Annotated in this window: 16 protein-coding genes; 8 read left to right on the forward strand and 8 right to left on the reverse strand. The window is 70.7% G+C overall.

The genetic code is table 11. The features are described from left to right. Positions 1-26: 26 nt before the first annotated feature. Positions 27-782, reverse strand: coding sequence for a GntR family transcriptional regulator (locus tag AB0N03_RS03520; protein ID WP_364364728.1), 756 nt, complete (start codon positions 780-782; stop codon positions 27-29). 148 nt (positions 783-930) lie between these two features. Here AB0N03_RS03520 and AB0N03_RS03525 point away from each other — a divergent pair, with 148 nt between their 5' ends. Both AB0N03_RS03525 and AB0N03_RS03530 read left to right on the forward strand, forming a co-directional pair. Further along, positions 931-1,977 (forward strand): SIS domain-containing protein, encoded by a 1,047-nt coding sequence (locus tag AB0N03_RS03525; RefSeq protein WP_155540596.1) that lies wholly within the window; start codon positions 931-933, stop codon positions 1,975-1,977. After that, on the forward strand, positions 1,974-2,930 hold the full coding sequence (locus tag AB0N03_RS03530; protein ID WP_364364732.1) for a BadF/BadG/BcrA/BcrD ATPase family protein: 957 nt from the start codon (positions 1,974-1,976) through the stop codon (positions 2,928-2,930). Before AB0N03_RS03525 ends, AB0N03_RS03530 begins: the two co-directional genes overlap by 4 nt. A 109-nt stretch (positions 2,931-3,039) precedes the next feature. Here AB0N03_RS03530 and AB0N03_RS03535 read toward each other — a convergent pair whose 3' ends face one another. Then, positions 3,040-3,702 (reverse strand): DUF3159 domain-containing protein, encoded by a 663-nt coding sequence (locus tag AB0N03_RS03535; RefSeq protein ID WP_364364735.1) that lies wholly within the window; start codon positions 3,700-3,702, stop codon positions 3,040-3,042. A 252-nt stretch (positions 3,703-3,954) separates the two neighbouring features. Between AB0N03_RS03535 and AB0N03_RS03540 the strand changes: the two genes are divergently transcribed. The 6 genes from AB0N03_RS03540 (at position 3,955) to AB0N03_RS03565 (ending at position 8,836) form a co-directional block, all read left to right on the forward strand. Beyond that, positions 3,955-4,773 (forward strand): SGNH/GDSL hydrolase family protein, encoded by an 819-nt coding sequence (locus AB0N03_RS03540; RefSeq protein WP_364364737.1) that lies wholly within the window; start codon positions 3,955-3,957, stop codon positions 4,771-4,773. 573 nt (positions 4,774-5,346) lie between these two features. Then, positions 5,347-6,084: an OmpA family protein gene (locus AB0N03_RS03545; protein WP_364364740.1), complete on the forward strand. Its 738-nt coding sequence runs from the start codon at positions 5,347-5,349 to the stop codon at positions 6,082-6,084. Positions 6,085-6,088: 4 nt separating this feature from the next. Beyond that, positions 6,089-6,502, forward strand: a complete 414-nt coding sequence (locus tag AB0N03_RS03550) for a hypothetical protein (RefSeq protein ID WP_364364742.1) — start codon at positions 6,089-6,091, stop codon at positions 6,500-6,502. A 57-nt stretch (positions 6,503-6,559) separates the two neighbouring features. Next, positions 6,560-7,036 (forward strand): hypothetical protein, encoded by a 477-nt coding sequence (locus AB0N03_RS03555; protein WP_364364745.1) that lies wholly within the window; start codon positions 6,560-6,562, stop codon positions 7,034-7,036. Beyond that, entirely contained in the window at positions 7,033-7,917 is an 885-nt protein-coding gene (locus AB0N03_RS03560) for a hypothetical protein (RefSeq protein WP_364364748.1), read from the forward strand. Before AB0N03_RS03555 ends, AB0N03_RS03560 begins: the two co-directional genes overlap by 4 nt. Positions 7,918-8,167: 250 nt before the next feature. Continuing rightward, positions 8,168-8,836: a DUF4190 domain-containing protein gene (locus AB0N03_RS03565; protein ID WP_364364751.1), complete on the forward strand. Its 669-nt coding sequence runs from the start codon at positions 8,168-8,170 to the stop codon at positions 8,834-8,836. A gap of 304 nt (positions 8,837-9,140) precedes the next feature. Here the strand turns inward: AB0N03_RS03565 and AB0N03_RS03570 are convergent, their stop codons facing one another. The 6 genes from AB0N03_RS03570 to AB0N03_RS03595 all read right to left on the reverse strand — a co-directional run bounded on the left by AB0N03_RS03570 (position 9,141) and on the right by AB0N03_RS03595 (position 18,899). Continuing rightward, positions 9,141-11,888 (reverse strand): BTAD domain-containing putative transcriptional regulator, encoded by a 2,748-nt coding sequence (locus AB0N03_RS03570; RefSeq protein ID WP_364365345.1) that lies wholly within the window; start codon positions 11,886-11,888, stop codon positions 9,141-9,143. Positions 11,889-12,356: 468 nt separating this feature from the next. Next, positions 12,357-13,259: an ectoine hydroxylase gene (thpD, locus tag AB0N03_RS03575; protein ID WP_364364754.1), complete on the reverse strand. Its 903-nt coding sequence runs from the start codon at positions 13,257-13,259 to the stop codon at positions 12,357-12,359. Between the two features lie 32 nt (positions 13,260-13,291). Then, positions 13,292-13,684 carry an ectoine synthase gene (locus tag AB0N03_RS03580; protein WP_364364757.1) on the reverse strand — a complete coding sequence of 131 codons (393 nt, stop codon included), beginning with the start codon at positions 13,682-13,684 and terminating at the stop codon, positions 13,292-13,294. Between the two features lie 13 nt (positions 13,685-13,697). Then, entirely contained in the window at positions 13,698-14,951 is a 1,254-nt protein-coding gene (ectB, locus tag AB0N03_RS03585) for a diaminobutyrate--2-oxoglutarate transaminase (protein WP_364364760.1), read from the reverse strand. A 15-nt stretch (positions 14,952-14,966) separates the two neighbouring features. Then, positions 14,967-15,476 carry a diaminobutyrate acetyltransferase gene (ectA, locus tag AB0N03_RS03590; protein WP_364364762.1) on the reverse strand — a complete coding sequence of 170 codons (510 nt, stop codon included), beginning with the start codon at positions 15,474-15,476 and terminating at the stop codon, positions 14,967-14,969. 267 nt (positions 15,477-15,743) lie between these two features. Continuing rightward, positions 15,744-18,899, reverse strand: coding sequence for a patatin-like protein (locus AB0N03_RS03595; protein WP_364364765.1), 3,156 nt, complete (start codon positions 18,897-18,899; stop codon positions 15,744-15,746). Between the last annotated feature and the right edge of the window lie 50 nt (positions 18,900-18,949).

Below are 18,949 nucleotides of genomic sequence, written 5' to 3' on the forward strand. Positions count from 1 at the left end.
GCGGGGTGATCGCCGTCAACACCGGGTCAGGGCATCAGCGTCGTGACGAACTTGTACCGGTCGCCGCGGTAGACCGAGCGCGCGTACTCGACCGGCTTGCCGTCCGTGGCGAACGAGTGCCGCGTCAGCCGGAGCACCGGCATGCCGACGTCGGCGCCGAGCATCTCCGCCTCTTCCGGACCGGCGAGCGAGGTCTCGATCGACTCTTCGGCGCGTTCCAGTTCCACTCCGTAGTACTCGCGCAGAACGGCGTACAACGAACCGCCGGCCGAGACGTGCTTGCGCAGCCCGCGGAACCTGCCGGCCGGCAGGTGCGAAGTCTCCAGCGCCATCGGCTGCGAGTCCGCGAGTCGAAGCCGTCGAAGGCGAAGAATTTTCGCACCAGTACGGATTCCGAGCAGTTTCGCGAGGTCGCCCTCGGCCGGCAGCTCTTCGAGCTCCAGCAGCTTCGAAGACGGCTTCAGGCCTTGGCGCCGCATGTCCTCGGTGTAGGACGACAACTGCAGCCGCTGCGCGAGCTTCGGCTCGGCCGCGAAGGTGCCTTTTCCCTGCACACGGTGCAGGCGGCCCTCGGCGGTGAGGTCGGCCAGCGCCTGGCGCACAGTGGTGCGGGAGACCGTGAACTCCCCGGCGAGCGCGCGTTCGGTCGGGATCGGCGACCCGGGCGGCAGCACGTCCAGGAGGTCGAGGAGGTGCTGTTTCAGTGCCCAGTACTTGGGCTCGCGCTGCCCGCGCAGCCCGGCGACGGCGCCCGCCTCGCCCGTGGTGGTGGTCTCCAACATGCCCGACTCCCTATGTCTTCCCTCATTGCGCGCCACGTCCCCGTAAGAAACGTACCCTTTTCCCCAAACGCGCCGCCCCGCTAAGATTGGTCTAGACCTGACCGACGCCGCCTGAGTCCGGTACATAATGCCGGAGGTGGAGAGGAAAATGATGACCGAACAACGGCCCGGCGAGCACATGGCCGCGGAGATCGCCCAGCAGCCGGACGTCTTGGCCGGACTGGTGGGGCGTCAGGCGGAAATCGCCGAGGTGGCGGAAAAGATCTCACAACGGCCTCCGCGCTTCGCTTTGCTCGCCGCGCGTGGATCGAGTGACCACGCAGCGTTGTATGCGAAGTACCTGATCGAGGTACTGCTCGGCCTTCCGGCTGGTCTTGTCTCCCCGTCCACGGCGACGCTGTACGGCGCGCGGCCCGATCTGCGGGACGTGCTGTTCGTCACGGTCAGTCAGAGCGGTGGTTCGCCCGACCTGATCGAGGTCACCGAGACGGCGCGCCGCCAGGGTGCGCTGACGGTGTCCGTCACCAACACCCCGGACTCGCCGCTGCGGGCGGCGTCCGAGCTCGGCGTCGACATCGGCGCCGGCGTCGAAAAGGCCGTCGCCGCGACCAAGACGTACTCGGCGACGCTGATGGCGCTCTACCTCCTGATCGACGCGGTGCGCGGCGGCAAGGCGGCCGACGCCGAGAAGATCGGCGAGCTGGCGCAGCAGACCCTCGACGGCGCCGCCGAGGGCGTCCAGCGCGCGGTCGACCGGTACCGCTTCGTGGACCGCGTCCTCACCACCGGCCGCGGCTACTCCTACGCGTCGGCGCTGGAGGGCTCGCTCAAGCTCGCGGAAACCAGCTACCTCGCCGCCCGCGCGTACAGCGGCGCGGACCTGCTGCACGGCCCGGTCGCGGCGGTGGACGGCGAGACCGCCGTGCTCGCGGTGACCAGCAAGGGACAGGGCGGCCAGGCGATGCACGAGGTCCTCGAGGCCGTCGGCAAGCGCGGCGCGGACGTCCTCGCCGTCGGTTCGGCCGCCTCGGAGGTGCCGGCGGCGCTGCGCATCGACGTCGCGCCGACGGTCGAGGAGCTCGCCCCGATCCTGGAGATCCTGCCCATCCAGCGGATCGCGCTCGGCCTGTCGCTCGCCCGCGGCGGCGACCCGGACAGCCCGCGCGGCCTGCTGAAGGTGACCAAGACCAGGTGACGTTCGCGATCGGCGTCGACGCCGGCGGAACGTCGACCAGGGCCGCACTGGTCGACGCCGCCGGCGTCGTGCTCGGCACCGGACGCGGCGACGGCGCCAATCCCAACGCGCACGCGCCCGAGGTCGCCGCGGGCCGGATCGCCGACGCGATCACCGCGGCGCTGGGCGCGCACGATCCGGGCGGCGTGCGGGCGTGCGTCGTCGGCATGGCCGGGGTCAGCAAGCTCAGCGACGTGCGCGTGGCGGCGGTGTTCGACGAGGCGTGGGCGCGAATCGGGCTCACTGCCGTCCGGGTCGTGGCCGACGCCGAAGTGGCGTACGCGTCCGCGACGTCGGCGCCGGACGGCACCGTGCTCGTCGCCGGCACCGGTTCCATCGCGGGCCGGATCCGCAAGCGCCGGCTGGCCGGCACCGCGGGCGGCTACGGCTGGCTGCTCGGCGACGAAGGCTCCGCGTTCTGGCTCGGCCGCGAAGCCGTCCGATCCACTTTGGAGGCTCTCGGGCGCGGCCTGCCCCTCGACGGGCTTCCCTCGGCGGTGCTCACCGCCGCGCTCGGACCGTCCGCTTTGGACGTCCGGACGGACGCGGAACGGCTCGCGGCGTCACGCGCGTTGATCACGAACGCCAACGCCGAGGCGCCGGTCCGGCTCGCCCGGTTCGCCCCGTTGGTGAGCGCGGCGCACGACGCGGGCGAGGCCGGCGCACGCGAAATCGTCACCCGTGCGGCCGAACTTCTGGTCGCGAACGCCCTCGCCGCGCGCGAACCCGGCGAATCGACCCCGGTCGTGCTCGTGGGTTCCGTGCTCACCGGAACCAGCCCGGTCGGCGCGCTCGTGCGCCGCGGATTGGCCGGGCTCGAGGTGCTGACCAGCTCCGATGGGGTGCTCGGGGCGGCCTGGCTCGCGGCCGTGGACGCCTTCGGCGAAGGGGTGGTTAGACCAGTATTTCCCTAAAAAAGTGAGTAAAACGCGATGTGAAGACGTCAAAGCGTCGACTGAACCCGGGTTGTCCGGGTAACGTAGGCAGTGGCCCCCGGACCCTCCCCCCTCGCCGGGGGCCGCCTTATGCCCTGGGTACGTCGTCCGGGCCGGTTTCGGGGGCGAGTCGCAGGCCGGGATGCTCCGGGGGCAACGCCCGGTAGAGCACCCACCCACTCACCGCCACGGTCAGCGCGACGAGCGGCCACGACAGCACCGTGCGGGCCACGCCGAGCGCGATCACCTGGCCCGACCACCACAGCAGGCCGTAGACGACCACCCGCAGCACGTACTGCCCGAACACCCACACCCAGCTGGCGCGCGAGTACGCCTTCAGCAGCACGGGGTCGCGGCGCCAGCGCGTCTTCTGGCCGAGCACCAGGCCGACGACGACGCCGAGCAGCGGCCAGCGGATCACGATGCTGGCCGCCCAGAGCAGCGCGCTGGCCACATTGGACATCAGCTGCAGGAGGAAGAAGTCCTGGGCCCGGCCGGTGTGCAAGGCGATCAGCGCGGCCGCGACGACGGCGGCCAGGCTGACGACCAGCGCGCGGATCTTCCCGCCGCGCGCGAACCGGTAGATCCCGAGGGCCACGGCGACCCCGATGGCGACACCGGCGCCCCAGGCGGTGGACTGCCCGGCGGCGAGCCAGCCGACGACGAAGCCGGCGGGCGGGATGCTGGCGTCGAGCGCGCCCCGGCGGCCACCGAGGATCTGCGCCAGCGACTCACGGGGTTCTGCGGACACGTCTCCAGCGTGCCGGATCGCGGCGCCGAGCCTCCAAGCAGGGAGATGTTCGCCACAGGAGTCTGGTGATTGCCTTCGAGTGTGCTGTGTCACGGCATGCGGAAGGTGAAGACTACGTAATAGAGAGGCGGAGAAGGCCGACAAGATAAGACACTGTTACCGCAGGCTGAACTCCGGTGGGGCCCGGACGGTTAGTTGTGGTGTACAACTACATGTCGGGGAGTCGGTCGCAGGACGGGAAGGGGACCCAGCGTGTACGGATTCGACAGCTATGTGGCGATCGGGGACAGCTTCACCGAGGGGCTCAACGACGAGCTCCCGGACGGCACGTTTCGAGGCTGGGCCGACCGGCTCGCGGAGATCCTGGCGGGTGGGCGACCCGGCTTCCAGTACGCGAACCTGTCCCTGCGGGGCAAGATGCTCGACGAGATCATGGACGAACAGCTCCCGATCGCCCTGGAACTGAAGCCCGATCTGGTCACGCTGTGCGCGGGCGGCAACGACATCATCGTCCCGGGGGCGGACGTGGACGCGGTGGCGGCCCGCCTCGAGGAGGGCGTGGCGAAGCTGCGGGCGGCGGGCATCCCGGTGCTGATCTTCAACGGGCCGGACACGAAGGTCCTGTCGGTGATGTCGGTCCTGCGCGGCAAGGTGGGGATCTACAACGCCCACCTGTGGGCGATCGCGGAGCGCCACGGGGCCCGGCTGGTGGACCTGTGGACGATGGGGCCCCTGCACGACAGGCGCGCGTGGAGCGACGACCGGCTGCACTTCTCGCCGGAGGCCCACCGGCGGATCGCGATGAAGTCGGCCGAGGTCCTGGGGGTGCCGATGGAGACCGACTGGCGGGAGCCGTGGTCCCCGGAACTGGTCCCGAGCCGCTGGATCGACTCGCGGCGGTCGGACTTGGCGTGGACGAAGGTGTACCTGCTGCCGTGGATCCGGCGGCAGCTGCGGGGCCAGTCCGTGGGGGACGGGTTGTCGCCCAAGCGGCCTCAGCTGGCACCTTATGTGCCTTTGGACGTGCTCGAGGTGCCCGACAACCCCCAGGCTCGGCAGCAGGCCAGCTGAGGCCTGTCGGGGTTCGCTAAAGGTGGTGCTCACGGCTTTGTGGGTCCGGCGGCGGTTGTCATGAACGAGTCGTTCATGTCGTCGGAGGCCCTGAACGAGTCGTTCATGAGGTCCGCGGCCCGGGGGTGCGGGCTGGGCCTTGGTCGCGCCGGCGGCTCCCACGGGCTGACACGCCAGGCCGGGCGGCGGCTGCCCACAGTCCGACTCCGCCAAAGCGCGCTTCCCGAACGTCGCGAATGACTCATTCGCGGCGCCGGAGGTCGCCAATGAGTCATTCGCGACGTTCGAACCCGACCACGCAGCCCCGGCGGACGAGCCGACCTCACCTCGCAAGCCATCCCGCGCGCCGACCACCCGGGCCAGACAAACCCCGCCGACCACCCGGGCCCGGACAGACCCCGCCGCTCCCTGGGGGGCCGCCCCGCTTCCAGCGTATCGGCCACCGCCGACGGAAAGTGCCCGAGCGATCACAGCGCAGCCAGTTGTCCACATGTCGACTTGCCTGGGGACAACTTGTGGACGACCACTCTTCTCCCGCTCGCCAACCCGCGTCACCCGGCTTACAGTCCCCTTATGTCCGGTGGTCGTCGCTGGATCCTCGTGGTCCCGATCGCGGTGCTTATCACCGCGCTGCTGGCGGGGGTCGTCACCTGGGCTCAGGGCGGGGACATCCAACGTGACCTGACCTCCGATGCCCAGGCCGCACTCGCCGAAGCCGGGCTCTCCAAAGGCAACGTCACCTTCGACGGCCGGGACGCCACCCTCAGCGGCTTCGCCCCCGACCAGGCGCTCAGAGCCCTCGAGGTCGTCCAGAGCGTCGACGGTGTCCGGGCCGCCCAGCTGCAAGGCGACGTCACCCCCGTGGCCCCGAGCAGCAGCGCGCCCACCACCAGCGCGCCCCCGCCGACCAGCAGCCCGCCGCCGACCACCAGTGCCACCGCTCCGCCGCCGCCCACCGACAAGGCCGGCGTGCAGGCCGAGATCGACCGGATGCTCGCCGAGGTGCCGATCGCCTTCGTGCCGGACACCGCGCGGCTCACCCCCGAAGGCGAGCAGGCCGCCCGCGCCGTCGCGGTCGCCCTCGCCAAGTCGCCCGCCACCTTCCGGTACCGCGTCACCGGCCACGTCGGCCGGGGTCCCGGCGGCGAGAGCGCCGCCCTGAAGCTCTCCCGGGACCGCGCCAGGGCCGTCGCGCGGATCCTCACCACCAACGGGCTGACGACCAAGCGCGTGACCTACCGCGGACTGGGCGACACCCGGCCCGACAACGGCGGCGAAGAAGACCGCCGCGTCGAAATCACGGTCGTCTGAAGGGGTGAGTGAACAGATGGTGTGGCTGTTCGGGCAGATCTGGCTGTGGCTGATCATCGCCTTCGCCCTCGGCGCGCTCACCTCGTGGCTCGTCTTGCGCACCACCCAGCGCCCCAAGCCCGAACCCGAGCCCGAACCCGAGTTCGTGGACGCCTACGACGAGCCCGAGCCCGAGCCGTCGGCGGCCGAGCAGACGCAGTTCATCCCCGCGGCCTGGATGCAACCCGGGGTCGAGCGGCCCGAACACGTCCACGACGACGAAGAACCCGAGCCCGTCGGGCACCGGGAAGGCCATCTCCCGCTGCCGCCGCAGCGCGGGGCGCAAGCCGAGGACTGGCCGGCCGAGGAGGAACCCGCTTGGCCGGAGGCCGACGAGGTCACCCCGCAGTGGCCGCACCAACCTGGGCGCGGTGGCTGACCCCCATCCTGGTAAGTTCGGCTACGCACTGTGAGCGAGGCCTGAGGAGGGGGTGGCGTGGCGCTCCCCCATTGGACGCCCCAGCTGGTTCTCCCGCCGGGCCGCCACGCGTGCGACCTCGCCGACGTCTACGAACGCCTGGTCTTCGACGCTCCGCACCAGAACGACCGCGAGATCCTCTTCAGCGCGCTCAACAGCTACCTCGGCGTGGCCCGCCGGATCATGCCGTCCGGGCGCGCGTGGATCGGCGGCGAGCTCGTCACGCGCACCGCGCACCCGCCGCAGAGCCTCGACGTCGTGCTCATCCCGGACGAGTGGGGCGCGCTGAAGCGGCTCGACGACGCCGGCCGATCGGCGCTGTACGGCCTGCTCACGCTGCGCGGCGTGATCGTCGGGCAGCCCGCGATGTACCTCGATCAGGTTCAGCCGGTCGGGGGCATGCTGGACGGCTTCCTGTGCCGTCCCGGCGACGAAGACGTCTGGGCCGAGGTCTGGGCCGACGGCGGCAGGGGCTACCCGGAGATGATCTGGTGAGGAACGAGTTCCGGCGCATCGCCGACGAGATCCCCGGCGGCACGTGGCTCGACGACCTCGCGCGCGCCTCGGCGATGGCGGCGAACGCCAAGTTCGAGCGGACGTCCCGGTCGCCGCTGCTGCACGTCTCGGTGATCGGCGAGCAGAGCATCGACGCCTACACCTTCTCCGACATCAGCCGCGCGCTGCAGGACGCGACGGCCAAGATCGGGCACATCATCCGGAACCCGTCCGGCGAGGTCACGATCGTCCAGCAGGCCGACCGCGACAAGGCGCCGCTGATCCAGCGCGGCCAGGCGGGCAACGCGATCTTCTTCGGCTTCCCCGAGCTCGACGTCTCCGACGACGCGCTGATCGTCGACGGCATCGAGACGCTGTCCGAGCGCGCCGTCAAGGAGCTCTGCGACTTCCTGCCGGCCAACGGCTCGGACGACGGCGCGCTCGACGCCGTGCTGCTGCAGCGCGACACCGTCCGCAACGCCGTGAGCGACATCGTCAACGCGGTCGCGAAGAACGCCGGCATCGGCATGGCGCTGACGCCGACCGCGGGCGAGCAGGTCACGCGCAGCATGACGACCGAGCAGGCGCGGATCCTGCAGGGCAGCCTCCGGGAGTCGCGCGAGGCCGTCGGCTACGAAACGGTGCGCGGGCGGCTCGACGGCGTCCGCACCCGGCGCCGGATCTTCTACCTCGATCGCGAATCGGGCGGGACCATCCAGGGCGCGGTGGCGCCGGACCTGCTCGACGAGATCAAGGAGAACCTCGACCGCCCGGTGACCGCCCGGTTGCGCGTCGTGCGGACGACGACGATCGACGGGCGCCGCGGCCGTCCCGTTTTCGAGCTCCTCGAAATCACCCCCGAAGTGAGCCTTTTCGACTGATAAGTCCGGTACGCGACTTTAGTCTTGAACACCGGAACCGACGGTCGTCGTAGGCCACACGGCCACGCGAACAGTGGGACCTCCGATATTCTTCCCATTGATCACCGGGCCACACCCTGCGCGCGTTGTCAGGAAATACCGATACCTGACGCAAAATGGTGGGACAATGACTTTTTCCAGAATGTAACAATTTCGTTCGTGGGCACTCTTATGGGTTAACGTCGTCGCACTCCCACCCGAAGGGGTTCGCATGATGACCGACCCGCAGTACCCGCCGCCGACCGCCGCCCGCCACGGACGGCCCGCGCCACCGGTGACGGCCTCGGAGCGTCGTCAGGCCAACGCGAAGCCCGGCCGCAACATCCTCGCGATCGTCGCCCTGGTGCTCGGTGTGGCCGCGCTGGTTGTCGCCTTCGTCCCGGACATCGGGTTCGTCGCGTGGCCGCTGGCCGGGATCGGGCTGGTCCTGGCGGTGGTCGGGCTGGTCCAGGTCAAGAAGGGCACCGCGGGCGATCGCGGGCTGGCGATCACCGCCACCGTGGTCTCGGTCGCCGCGCTGCTCTCGACGGCCGGGGTGCTGCTGTACTCGACCTTCCTCGGCAGCGGCGAGGCCGGGCTGCACCTGCCCGCGGTGGCCGCGGACAAACACGCTGTGACGTTCCAGGTGACCTCCGCCGGCGGCGCGACCGTGCGGTACGGCAGCCTGTCCGACCAGCGGACGGAAAACGCGCCCGCCAGCACCGACGCCTGGGAGGGCGAGGCGTCCTACAACAATGGTTCCTACCTGTTGACGCTCACCGCGGACACCCGCAATGCGCAGCTCAACAACGAAATCAGCTGCGCCATTCTGGTCGACGGCAAGAAGGTCGCGGAAAACAGCGGGACGACAATCGCGCTCTGCACGGCGAACGTGAGCTGAGCTGCGGTTTTCCGGGAGCCTGGCGACCGGCCGGCCTACCCCCACGTCGGCCGGCCGGGCCGCCACGAGCCGCTCCTGGCGGCTCCCGGCCCCGGCGGGGTTTTCCCGCGCGGGGCCTGGCGCCGGCGTCTCAGCCTGCCCCTCCCCTAGGGCTCAGCCGGCACTGCCGAACCTACGCGGACGCCGCCCGAGGGCACTAAGAATCCACTAAGGATTCACCGCCGGAGCCGGGCCGTGATCCATTCGCAACCGACATTCGCTCCACGAATGTGACTCGCCGCCGGAAAGTTGTCACGCGAAATCATCACTGCAGTTCGGCGAGCTCGGCCCGGACCTCACCGACGAGCTTCGGGTGCACCCGCTCGTAAATGCGCACCGACAAAGCCAGCTGCTCCCGCGCACCGTCGAGATCGCCCCGCGCCCGCAGCACCCGCCCCAGCGTCAGCCGCAGCGCACCCTCGCGGACCGTGAACTCACGGCTGATCGCCAGGTCGATCGCCTCCCAGACGTGGCGCTCCGCCGCCTCGAGGTCGCCCGCCCGGAGACTCAGCTCGGCCAGCTTGTCCAGCGAGACGACCACGCGGTCGTCGTCGCCGAGGGAGCGGTCGATCTCCAGCCCCGCGAGCTGGTGGGCGATCGCGTCGGGCAGGCGGCCGGCCCGCTTCTCCGCCTGCGCGCAGCTGCTCAGCGCCTGGCCGCGCAGCGTGACGTCCGAAGCGCCCGCGATCGCCCGCGTCAGGCGGCCGATGGCCTTCTCGTGCTCGCCGCGCCGGCTCAGCGCGCGGCCCAGCTGCAGGTCGACCGACGTGACCAGCCGGGACTCGGGGTGCCCGGCGGACAGCTCCAGCGCCCGCTCGGCGTCGGCCAGGCCGGCGCCCGGCAGCTCGAACGTCAGCGCGATCTCGCACCGCGCGAGCCGCAGCCAGCACTGCCCGGCGACGTCGCCCGCGGCTTCGGCGGCCGCGACGCCGAGGTCGGCCATCCGCGTCCACTCGTCCAGCAGCGGGCACACGACGCGGTAGCCGTGCCCGATCCGCGCCAGCCGCCAGACGTCGTCGTAGCGGCCCGCGGCGTACGCGGCGTCCAGCGCCGCGAGCAGGTTCGGCCACTCGGCCGCGAACCAGTCCTGCGCCTCGGCGAAGCCGGCCAGCGGCGGCATCGCCTCGTCGTCGAGCACGCCGGTGTAGTCGAGCGGGTCGGCGACGTGGCCCAGCCGGCGCCGCGCCCGATCGGCCACCGCCTGGTAGTAGCGGACCGTCCAGCCGATCGCCTCGTCGCGTTCCTTCTCGCCCAGCTCCTGTTCCGCGAGCTCGCGCAGGTAGAGCCAGACGAGGTCGTGCGGGGCGAAGACGTCCCGCGCGGTCTCGGCGATCAGGTTGTGCGCGGCCAGCGCGCGCAGCCGCCGCCGGGCCTCGACGACCGGGATCTGCGCCACCGCGGCCATCAGGTGCGGCCCGACCAGCACCCCGGGCACCGCGCCGAGCTGCAGGAACGTCTCGGCGATCTCGCCGGGCAGGCCGCGGAAGGAGACGTCGAAGGCGGCGCGCACGCTGTCGTCGGCGCCGTCGACCTGCAGCCCGGCCAGCCGGGTCCGCTCGTTGCCCAGCTCGTCGACCAGCTCCTCCGCGGTCCGTTGTGGACTCGCCGAGAGCCGTGCCCCGGCGATCCGCAACGCGAGCGGGAGGTAGCCGCAGAGCCGCGCGAGCGCGTGGTTGAGCCCGGCCGGGCCGGCGAGCTCCTCGATGAGCCGCACCGCGTCGTCCGGCGCGAGTGTGCCGAGGACGCGCTGCTTGGCCGCGTTCGACACGGCCAGCCCGTCGAGGCGCGACCGGCTGGTCACCACCGTCATCGTCCGCGCGCTCGGCGGCAGCAGCGGGCGCACCTGCTCGGCCGCGCGGGCGTCGTCGAGCAGCACGAGCATCCGCCGCCCGGCGATCAGCGACCGGTAGAGCGCGACGCGTTCGTGCAGCCGCTCCGGGATCTTCGCGGTTTCGACGCCGAGGCCGAGCAGGAACTGCGTGAGCAGCTCGGCGGGCTCCAGCGGCGGGTGGTGTGGGTCGAAGCCGCGCAGCGACGCGAACAGGACGCCGTCCGGGAACCGCGGCGCCACCCGGTGCGCCCACCACACGACCAGGGTGCTCTTGCCGACGCCGGCGGTCCCGGTGACGATCGCGATCGTCGTTTCGCCGGCTTCGGCGCGGGTGACCAGGCCGTCGAGCCAGGCCAGCTCACCGGCCCGCCCGGCCAGGCTCGGCACCGCGGCGGGCAGCTGCGAGATCGGCTTGCCCGGCTCCTCGGCGGCGGCCGGGGTGGCGGCCTTCCGCGCCGGGAGGTCGTCGTTGAGCACGCGCTCGTGCAGCCAGCGCAGCTCGGCGCCGGGCTCGACGCCCAGGGTGCGGAGGGTGGCGCGCGAGACCGTCCGGTACAGCTCGAGCGCGTCCCCGCGGCGCCCGGCGTGGTACAGCGCCCGCATGAGCTGGCCGGCGGTCCGCTCGGCGAGCGGGTCGGCGCGGACGATCGGGCTGAGCTCGACGATCAGCTCGGCGTGCCGGCCGAGGCCGAGGTCGGCGTCGACGCGGGCGCCGTGCACGGCGAGGCGGAGGTCCTCCAGCTCGGGCGCCCGCAGCGAGTCGGGCACGCCGCCCAGCGCGGGGCCCTGCCAGAGCGCGAGCGCCTCGGCGAGCAGCGCGGCAGCGGTCTCCGGGGTGGCCACGGCCGCGCGGTCGAGCAGGGTACGCGCCCGGTGGACGTCGATCCGGTCGGGCTCGACGGCCAGGCGGTAGCCCGGCGGGGTGGTCAGGATGCTCGGGCCGTCGATGTCGCGCAGGATCCGCCGCAGGTGGGAGACGTTGCCGTGGACGATGGTGCGGGCGGTGGCGGGCGGATCGTGGCCCCAGAGGGCGTCGATGATCTCGTCGAGCCCGACGACCTTGCCGGGCTTGAGCGCGAGCAGGGCGAGCAGCCCGCGGACGCCCGGGCCGCCGATCGGGACGGCGACGTCGCCGTCGAACAGCTGGACGGGCCCGAGCAGCTGGAACCGGCATTCGGCCATGCTGGCGCCCACCTCCCCGGGGTCTCCCTCGCCGCGAAAATCAACCTACCGTGGTGACGGGTTGTCGAGCAGGGCCGGTACCAGGAGTTTTGGGCCTTCTGCGAATTCCGCAGCGAAGAGCGGGACGGGGTGCGACATCCATGGGCCGAGCGTCACCCGGACGTGAGACGACCCCGTACCAGCGGTCCCGATCCGCTGGTACGGGGTCGTAGTGAAACTCCCGGCTGGGCCGTCAGGGGGCACGGTCCACCCGTTCGTCTTCGAAGGCGACCGGGCGGGTGAGCTCACCCCGAGCGAAGCACCCGCCGATCGTCCGCGAAGACGTCTGTTGCGCGGGCCACACGCCCACGCGGTGGCGACACGGTAACAAAGCGCACCGGGTCGGTCACCGCCGGGTTGACTCAGCGCTTTCGGGGGCTCCGGGTGGCGGAGCCCCCGGCCCGGGGCGAAGCCCCGGTATGACTCGGCTCACCGCGAGATCGGGGTCGAGTCGCGGCCGGCGATGAACGCCGGCCGGGGCACGCTCGCCGCGAACGGCTCCTGCAACGCGTTCTCCACGCTGTTGAACACCAGGAAGATGTTCGAGCGCGGGTACGGGGTGATGTTGTTGCCGGAGCCGTGCATGATGTTCGAGTCGAACCACAGCGCCGAACCGGCCTGGCCGGTGAACTGGTCGATGCCGTGCTCGGCCGCCATCTTCGTGATGTCGTCCTCGCCCGGCACGCCCACCCGCTGGTCCTTGAGCGACGCCTTGTAGTTGTCGTCCGGCGTCTCCCCGGCGCACTGGACGAACGTCCGGTGCGAGCCCGGCATGATCATCAGGCCGCCGTTGAACGGGTAGTTGTCCGTCAGCGCGATGGAGCAGCTGACCGCGCGCGGCGTCGGCATGCCGTCCTCCGCGTGCCAGGTTTCGAAGTCCGAGTGCCAGTAGAACCCGGTGCCCTTGAACCCCGGCATGTAGTTGACGCGGCTCTGGTGGATGTACACCTCGGAGCCGAGTAGCTGCCGGGCCCGGTCCAGCACGCGCGGGTCGCGCACCAGCTCGGCGATCAGGTCCGAGAGCTCGTGGACGTCGAAGATCGACCGGACCTCCCCGGTCTTCGCTTCGCTGATCACGCGTTCGTCCCTGGCGAGCTCCCGGTCGGAGGACAGCCGCACCAGCTCCTGCCAGTACGTCTGCACCTCCCCGACCGAGAGCGTGTCCTCGACCACGGTGTAGCCCTTGGTCTCGTGGTTCGCCAGCGTGGCGGCGTCGATCGGACCGTCGGCTTCGGTGCCCCACACCGTGGGGTGCATGCGCGGCAGCCGGGCCGGCGTGCCGGTGATCCGGGTCGGGTAACCGTCGTCGACCCGGGTGTCCGTCAGCGTCACGGGGCTTCGCCTCCCTGTTTCCTCTCCGGCTCTTACGATTCCTCGGTGATCAGCGGGTAAACGCCGTTCTCGTCGTGGACCTCGCGCCCGGTCACGGGCGGGTTGAACACGCACACGCACTTGATCTCGGTCTTCGGCCGGACCTGGTGCTTGTCGTGGTCGTTGAGCAGGTACAGCGTCCCCGGCGCGAGCTGGTGCACCTCACCGGTGGCGAGGTCTTCGATCTCGCCCTCGCCGGAGGTGATGAACACGGCTTCGATGTGGTTCGCGTACCAGAAGTCGTTGACCGTTCCCGCGTACAGCGTGGTCTCGTGCACCGAGAAGCCGACACCCTCCTTGGCCAGGATGATCCGCTTGCTGCGCCAGTTCTCCGTCTTGATGTCGGCGTCGGTGTCGGTGACCTCGTCGAGGGTGCGAACGAGCACGGGTGAAACTCCTTTACTTCTTCAGGACGGCCTTGATGGACTCGTCGATGATCGACAGGCCCTGGGTCAGCTCGTCGTCGGTCAGGGTGAGCGGCGGCAGGAGCTTCATGACTTCGCCTTCGGGACCGGAGGTCTCCATCAGCAGGCCGCGCGCGAACGCTTCGGCGCAGACCCGGCCGGCCAGGTCGCCGTTCTCGAACTCCAGGCCGCGCGCGAGGCCGCGGCCCTTGGCGACCAGGTTCGCGTCCGGGTAGGCCTCGACGATGCCCGAGAACGCGGCGGCGATGCGCTCGCCCTTCGCCTTGGTCGACTTCTCGAGCTCGTCGTCGCTCCAGTAGGCGTTGATCGCCTCGGTCGCGGTGACGAACGCGGGGCTGATGCCGCGGAAGGTGCCGTTGTGCTCGCCGGGCTCCCAGACGTCGAGCTCCGGCTTGATCAGCGTCAGCGCCATCGGGAGGCCGTAGCCGCTGATGGACTTCGACAGGCAGACGATGTCCGGCTTGACCCCGGCGTCCTCGAAGCTGAAGAACGGCCCGGTGCGGCCGCAGCCCATCTGGACGTCGTCGAGGATCAGCAGGATGTTGTGGCGCTTGCAGAGGTCGTCGAGACCCTTCAGCCACTCCAGGCGCGCCGCGTTGATGCCGCCCTCGCCCTGGACGCCCTCGACGATCACCGCGGCCGGCTCGTTGAGCCCGCTGCCGGAGTCCTTGAGGAGCTTCTCGAAGTACAGGAAGTCCGGCATCGCGCCGTCGAAGTACGCGTCGTACGGCATCGGGGTCGCGTGCACCAGCGGGACACCGGCGCCGCCGCGCTTCATCGAGTTGCCGGTGACCGACAGCGCGCCCAGCGTCATGCCGTGGAAGGCGTTGGTGAAGTTGATGACCGATTCCTTGCCGGTCACCTTGCGCGCCAGCTTCAGCGCGGCCTCGACGGCGTTCGCGCCACCCGGACCCGGGAACACGACCTTGTAGTTCAGGTCGCGCGGGTCGAGGATCTTGTCGCGGAAGGTCTGCAGGAAGTCGCGCTTGGCCACGGTGTACATGTCGAGCGCGTGGGTGACGCCGTCGCGCTGGATGTAGTCGATCAGCGCCTGCTTGAGCCGCGGGTTGTTGTGCCCGTAGTTCAGCGCGCCGGCTCCGGCGAAGAAGTCCAGGTAGGACTTTCCGCTCTCGTCGTAGAGATGGCTGCCCTGGGCGCGGTCGAACACGACCGGCCAGCCGCGGCTGTAGCTGCGGACTTCGGATTCGAGCTCTTCGAAGATGCTCATGACGTTTCTTTTCTCCTACTCGCCCGGATCTTTGCGTGCGGTGAGCGGACCGATGCGGTAAAGCTCTTCGGCGAGGTGCCCGGCTTCGGGGAAATCCTCACCGGCGAACAGCACACTCGTTTCCACCGCGGCGTTCCAGCGCTTCGCGAACGACGTGAACAGCCGGATGGACGCTTCGTTGTCCGGGGTGATGGTGGTCTCGAGGTAACGCACCCCATCGGCGACGAGCCGCGTGTACAGAGCGTCCAGCAGCGTGCCGGCCAGGCCTTTTCCCCGCTGCGACGCGTCGACCGCGACCTGCCAGACGAACCCGACCCGGGGGTCTTCCACCCGGCGGTAGCCGGTCACGAATCCGACCGCCTTGCCGTCTTCGCGCGCGACCACCGAGGACTCGGCGAAATCGCGGCACCACAGCATGTATGCGTACGGCGAGTTGAGATCGAGCTTGGCGGAATCGCGCGCGATTCTCCACAGCTCCGCGCCGTCCGCCTTGGTCGGGGATTCGATCAAGTGCGTTACGGACATACTCAGGAAACGTAACAGAGAATTTTCCGCTTGCCAGCGACGTGGCTCACGAACCCCGCAATGACCTGCGACGACGCGGAGTACCCGGTGAGCAGTCCCACAAACATGTTTAGGGTGAACGGTGCCTGGGCATACGGGCGGCCTGGTCGCGTGCCCGTGGCTCGCGACCTACCCGCACCATGAACCTTCGAGCCCGTGATCGCAAGGCGACGGGCCGTATTCCGCACGAGTCCGCACGAGCGGCGCCCTTGTCCGGACACCTCGCGCTCACGATGAGGGCTCGGGAGCTTGGGCCGCCGGGCCGGTGTCCGGGAGAGCCACGGAGGCCGGGGTCGTCAGGACGACCGCGGCCGCCGTCTTCGCCTGTTCCTCGCGCCCCACCGGTCGCGCACCAGGTTTCTCGGGCTTCGCCGGACGGTCGCCGGGGCGGATGCGCCGCCACAGGGTGCCCATCGGCGGCACGACCCACGGCAGCAGCAGTACGGCGACGAAGACGACCCACGCGACCGGCGCGTCACCGCGGCCCCAGCCGTCGACCACCGAGCCCAGCCAGCCGAAGAACGGCTGCGCGAGCACCGGCAGGAACGGTGCGAGCACCAGGCCGAGCACCACGAGCAGGCCGAGCAGGTAAAGCACGAGCAGCGGTGACTTCTTCGACATCAGCAGCACGTTGACGACGACGAAGACCACCCCGCCGGCCAGCACCGGCAGCCCGATGAGCCCCACGATCGCATTGCCGTTGCCGCCCATCAGCAGGCCCGCTACGAGGGCGAGCACCGCGGCCGCGATGGTTCCCGGTGTCTTCAGCGCCATCGCGCCCTTGGTGATCCGCCACGTGCTGCGGGCCGTGGCGCGGACGGCGGTGACCATCGACCTGGCGGCCTTCGGGGTCGACGGCGCGGTCGCGGCCACCGCGTTGACCCCGGCCGCGGCCAGCTTGATCACGGTCTTGACCAGCAACGGAGTGCCACGCTCGTCCGAGATCCGTTCGGCCGAGACGCGGCAGGCCTGGAACACTCCCTGGGTCCGGTCGTCGCCGTCCAGCGGGAACACCGCATTCCCGGTCTTCGGGTCCGGTGCGGCCAGTGCGCGGAAAGCCTTCGACTTCTTGTCGCTCGCCTTCGCCTTGACGACGTCGTCGTCCGCGTGCCGCCACACGACCGGCAGTTCGGCCCGGGCGATCTCCAACTGCCGCGACCTGGCGAGGACCAGTGCGGTGACCGGCATGCTTTCGGGCACTTCGGAGGCGTATGCGACCGGCTTCAGCTGCCCGTCGAGCCCGAGGAAGCCCAGCTCCTTGCCGAGCTGAGCGGTCAGCTCGGCGACGTCCGCTGTGCTGAGGTGGTCCGCCTCGCGCGGCGGGCACCAGCCGATCTCCCCGAAGGTCCGCTGCACCTGCGCGCGGAACACGTCCCGGTCGGCGAGGTCGGCGAGGTTCCGCAGCCGGACCGGGTCGAGGAGGACCTGCATGAGCCAGCCCGCCCCGTCGATCCGGCCCCACATCCAGTCGTTCGCGCGCCAGGACGCCTTGTAGAAGGCCCCGAAGTGGCCCGCCTGCATCCCCGTCAGCTTCTCCCACGAGCGCCGCCGGTCCATGTCGAGCAGCGTCCGGGAATCGGCGCTCACCTGCACGAAATCGGCTCGCTGGTCGACGGCGGGTGCCTCCGCCAGCAGCCCGCGGCCGGCGACGTGCAGGGCGAGCAACCGCGCCTGCACGACCTCGTCGTCGTTTTCGCCTTCGAGCACGAGCCAGTCCAGCAGCGTCTTCACGACGTCGTTTTCGTCCGGTCGCGCATCGACCCGGCGGCGCAAGGCTGGTGCCGTGGTCCGGAGCGCGTCGACGACGCAGGACCAGGCACCGGCGAGGTCGTCCGTGTCCACGGCCGCTGCCCACCCCCGGGCCAGTTCGCCGACCCACGCTTCGAGGGACTTGTCCGGCTCCGGCTGTGCCGAGACCCACTCGTCCAGTTTCTTCTTCCGAGCGGCATTCTTCCGCGCATCGTGCAGCTTTGCCCTGGCGTCGTTGAGCACCTCGGCGTCGACCGCGTCCGGGCCGAGCAGGAAAGCCGCGTTGATCAGCTGAAGTCCGGTCGCGACGGCGTCAGCGAGGGCCGAAGTGCGATAGGGCAGCAGCGCTGCCACCGGCATCCGGGTCAGCGGCGGAGCGAGCGCGCTCGTCAGCCCCTCGGCCGCCTTGTCGCGCAGGGTTGCCGACATCCCCGTGGACCACTGCAGCTCCAGACTGTCCACATGGGACTGTGCATACCGGCAGGCGGCGAGCTCGGCCAGCTTCGCGGCGTCCTCGGCCGTCCGCCGCTCGAGGTAGGCGCGGAAGAGCTGCTTGTCGATCAGCGACTCCGCGCCGCCGCGCAGCCCGAGCCCGGCCAGGACGACCCGGGTGTCCCTCGTCCGCACCACACCGGCGTTGTGCCGGGAGAGCTCCTCGAGCTCGGCACTGATGGACTGGCTCATCACCGCGGTGACGACCTTGCCCATCGTGGTGGTGAGCATCGGGAAGTCGTTGGCGTCACAGGGTTTCGCGACGGCCTCTTGCTCCCCGGCCGGCACGACGTACAGCAGCAGCCGCCGGACGTCGGAAGCGGCGGGCCGGGCGAAGATCTCCTCCAGGGCCGGCCGGAGCGGCTTGGTGAGCAGCACCCCGCCGTCGGTCACCCAGTGCGAGCGGCGGAGCTGGGTGTACAGCTTCATGTCCGGGTGCTTCTCGTCCGTCTGCGGGGTATCGATCGGCACCCGGGACAGCTCGAACGCACCGGGGTAGGAGGAGGTGGACCGGGCAGCGAGGGCGAGCGGCCCGAGCACCTTCCCCGATCGCCAGTGCTCGCCGTGGAACCGGAAGAGCATGCGGTGCTCGGTGTCCCGCACCAGGTTGCCCAGCGCGTCCTGGTACCGGGTGCTCTCGCCGTCGATCATGGTTCCGGTGAGCAGCACGGTGAGATCGGGCGGGCCCGCCGCCGGTCCCGGGCTGTTCCCCTTGATCTGGTCGAGCGCGCAGCGGAGCCCGTCGAGGAGGACGCGGTCGCCGTCGAACAGCGACCGCGGTTCAGGCTCGGCGGGATCGCGGATCAGCTTGTCCAGCGAACCCGTCGAGATCCAGGTGTCGCGCAGAACCTCCGGGCTCGAGTCGAACGCCTCCGCGAGCCCGAGGCAGGCGGCGTTGATACCCCCGGCGCTCGTCCCGGTCAGGACGTCGACCGAGACGTCCGCCCGGAGCAGGCCGGTCAGCTTCCGGTAGCTGCCCGGGGCCACGCTGTCCCGTGCCTCGCGGAGCAACTGGGACGTCTCGGCCGCGATGCCGCCGATCCAGACGGCGAGGCTCGTGCCGCCGACCATGGTCATCGCGAGCCTGATCTCCTGCCGGGGCAGTTTGTCCTCGGCGCTTCCGGGTTCCGGTGTCTCAGCCATGGGCTCCCCCGCCCGTCGTCGTCCTGCGCAGATTAGAGGCGTGAAGTGAG

The organism is Amycolatopsis sp. NPDC051061, assembly GCF_040682935.1.
In the GTDB taxonomy this organism is placed as follows: Bacteria; Actinomycetota; Actinomycetes; order Mycobacteriales; family Pseudonocardiaceae; genus Amycolatopsis.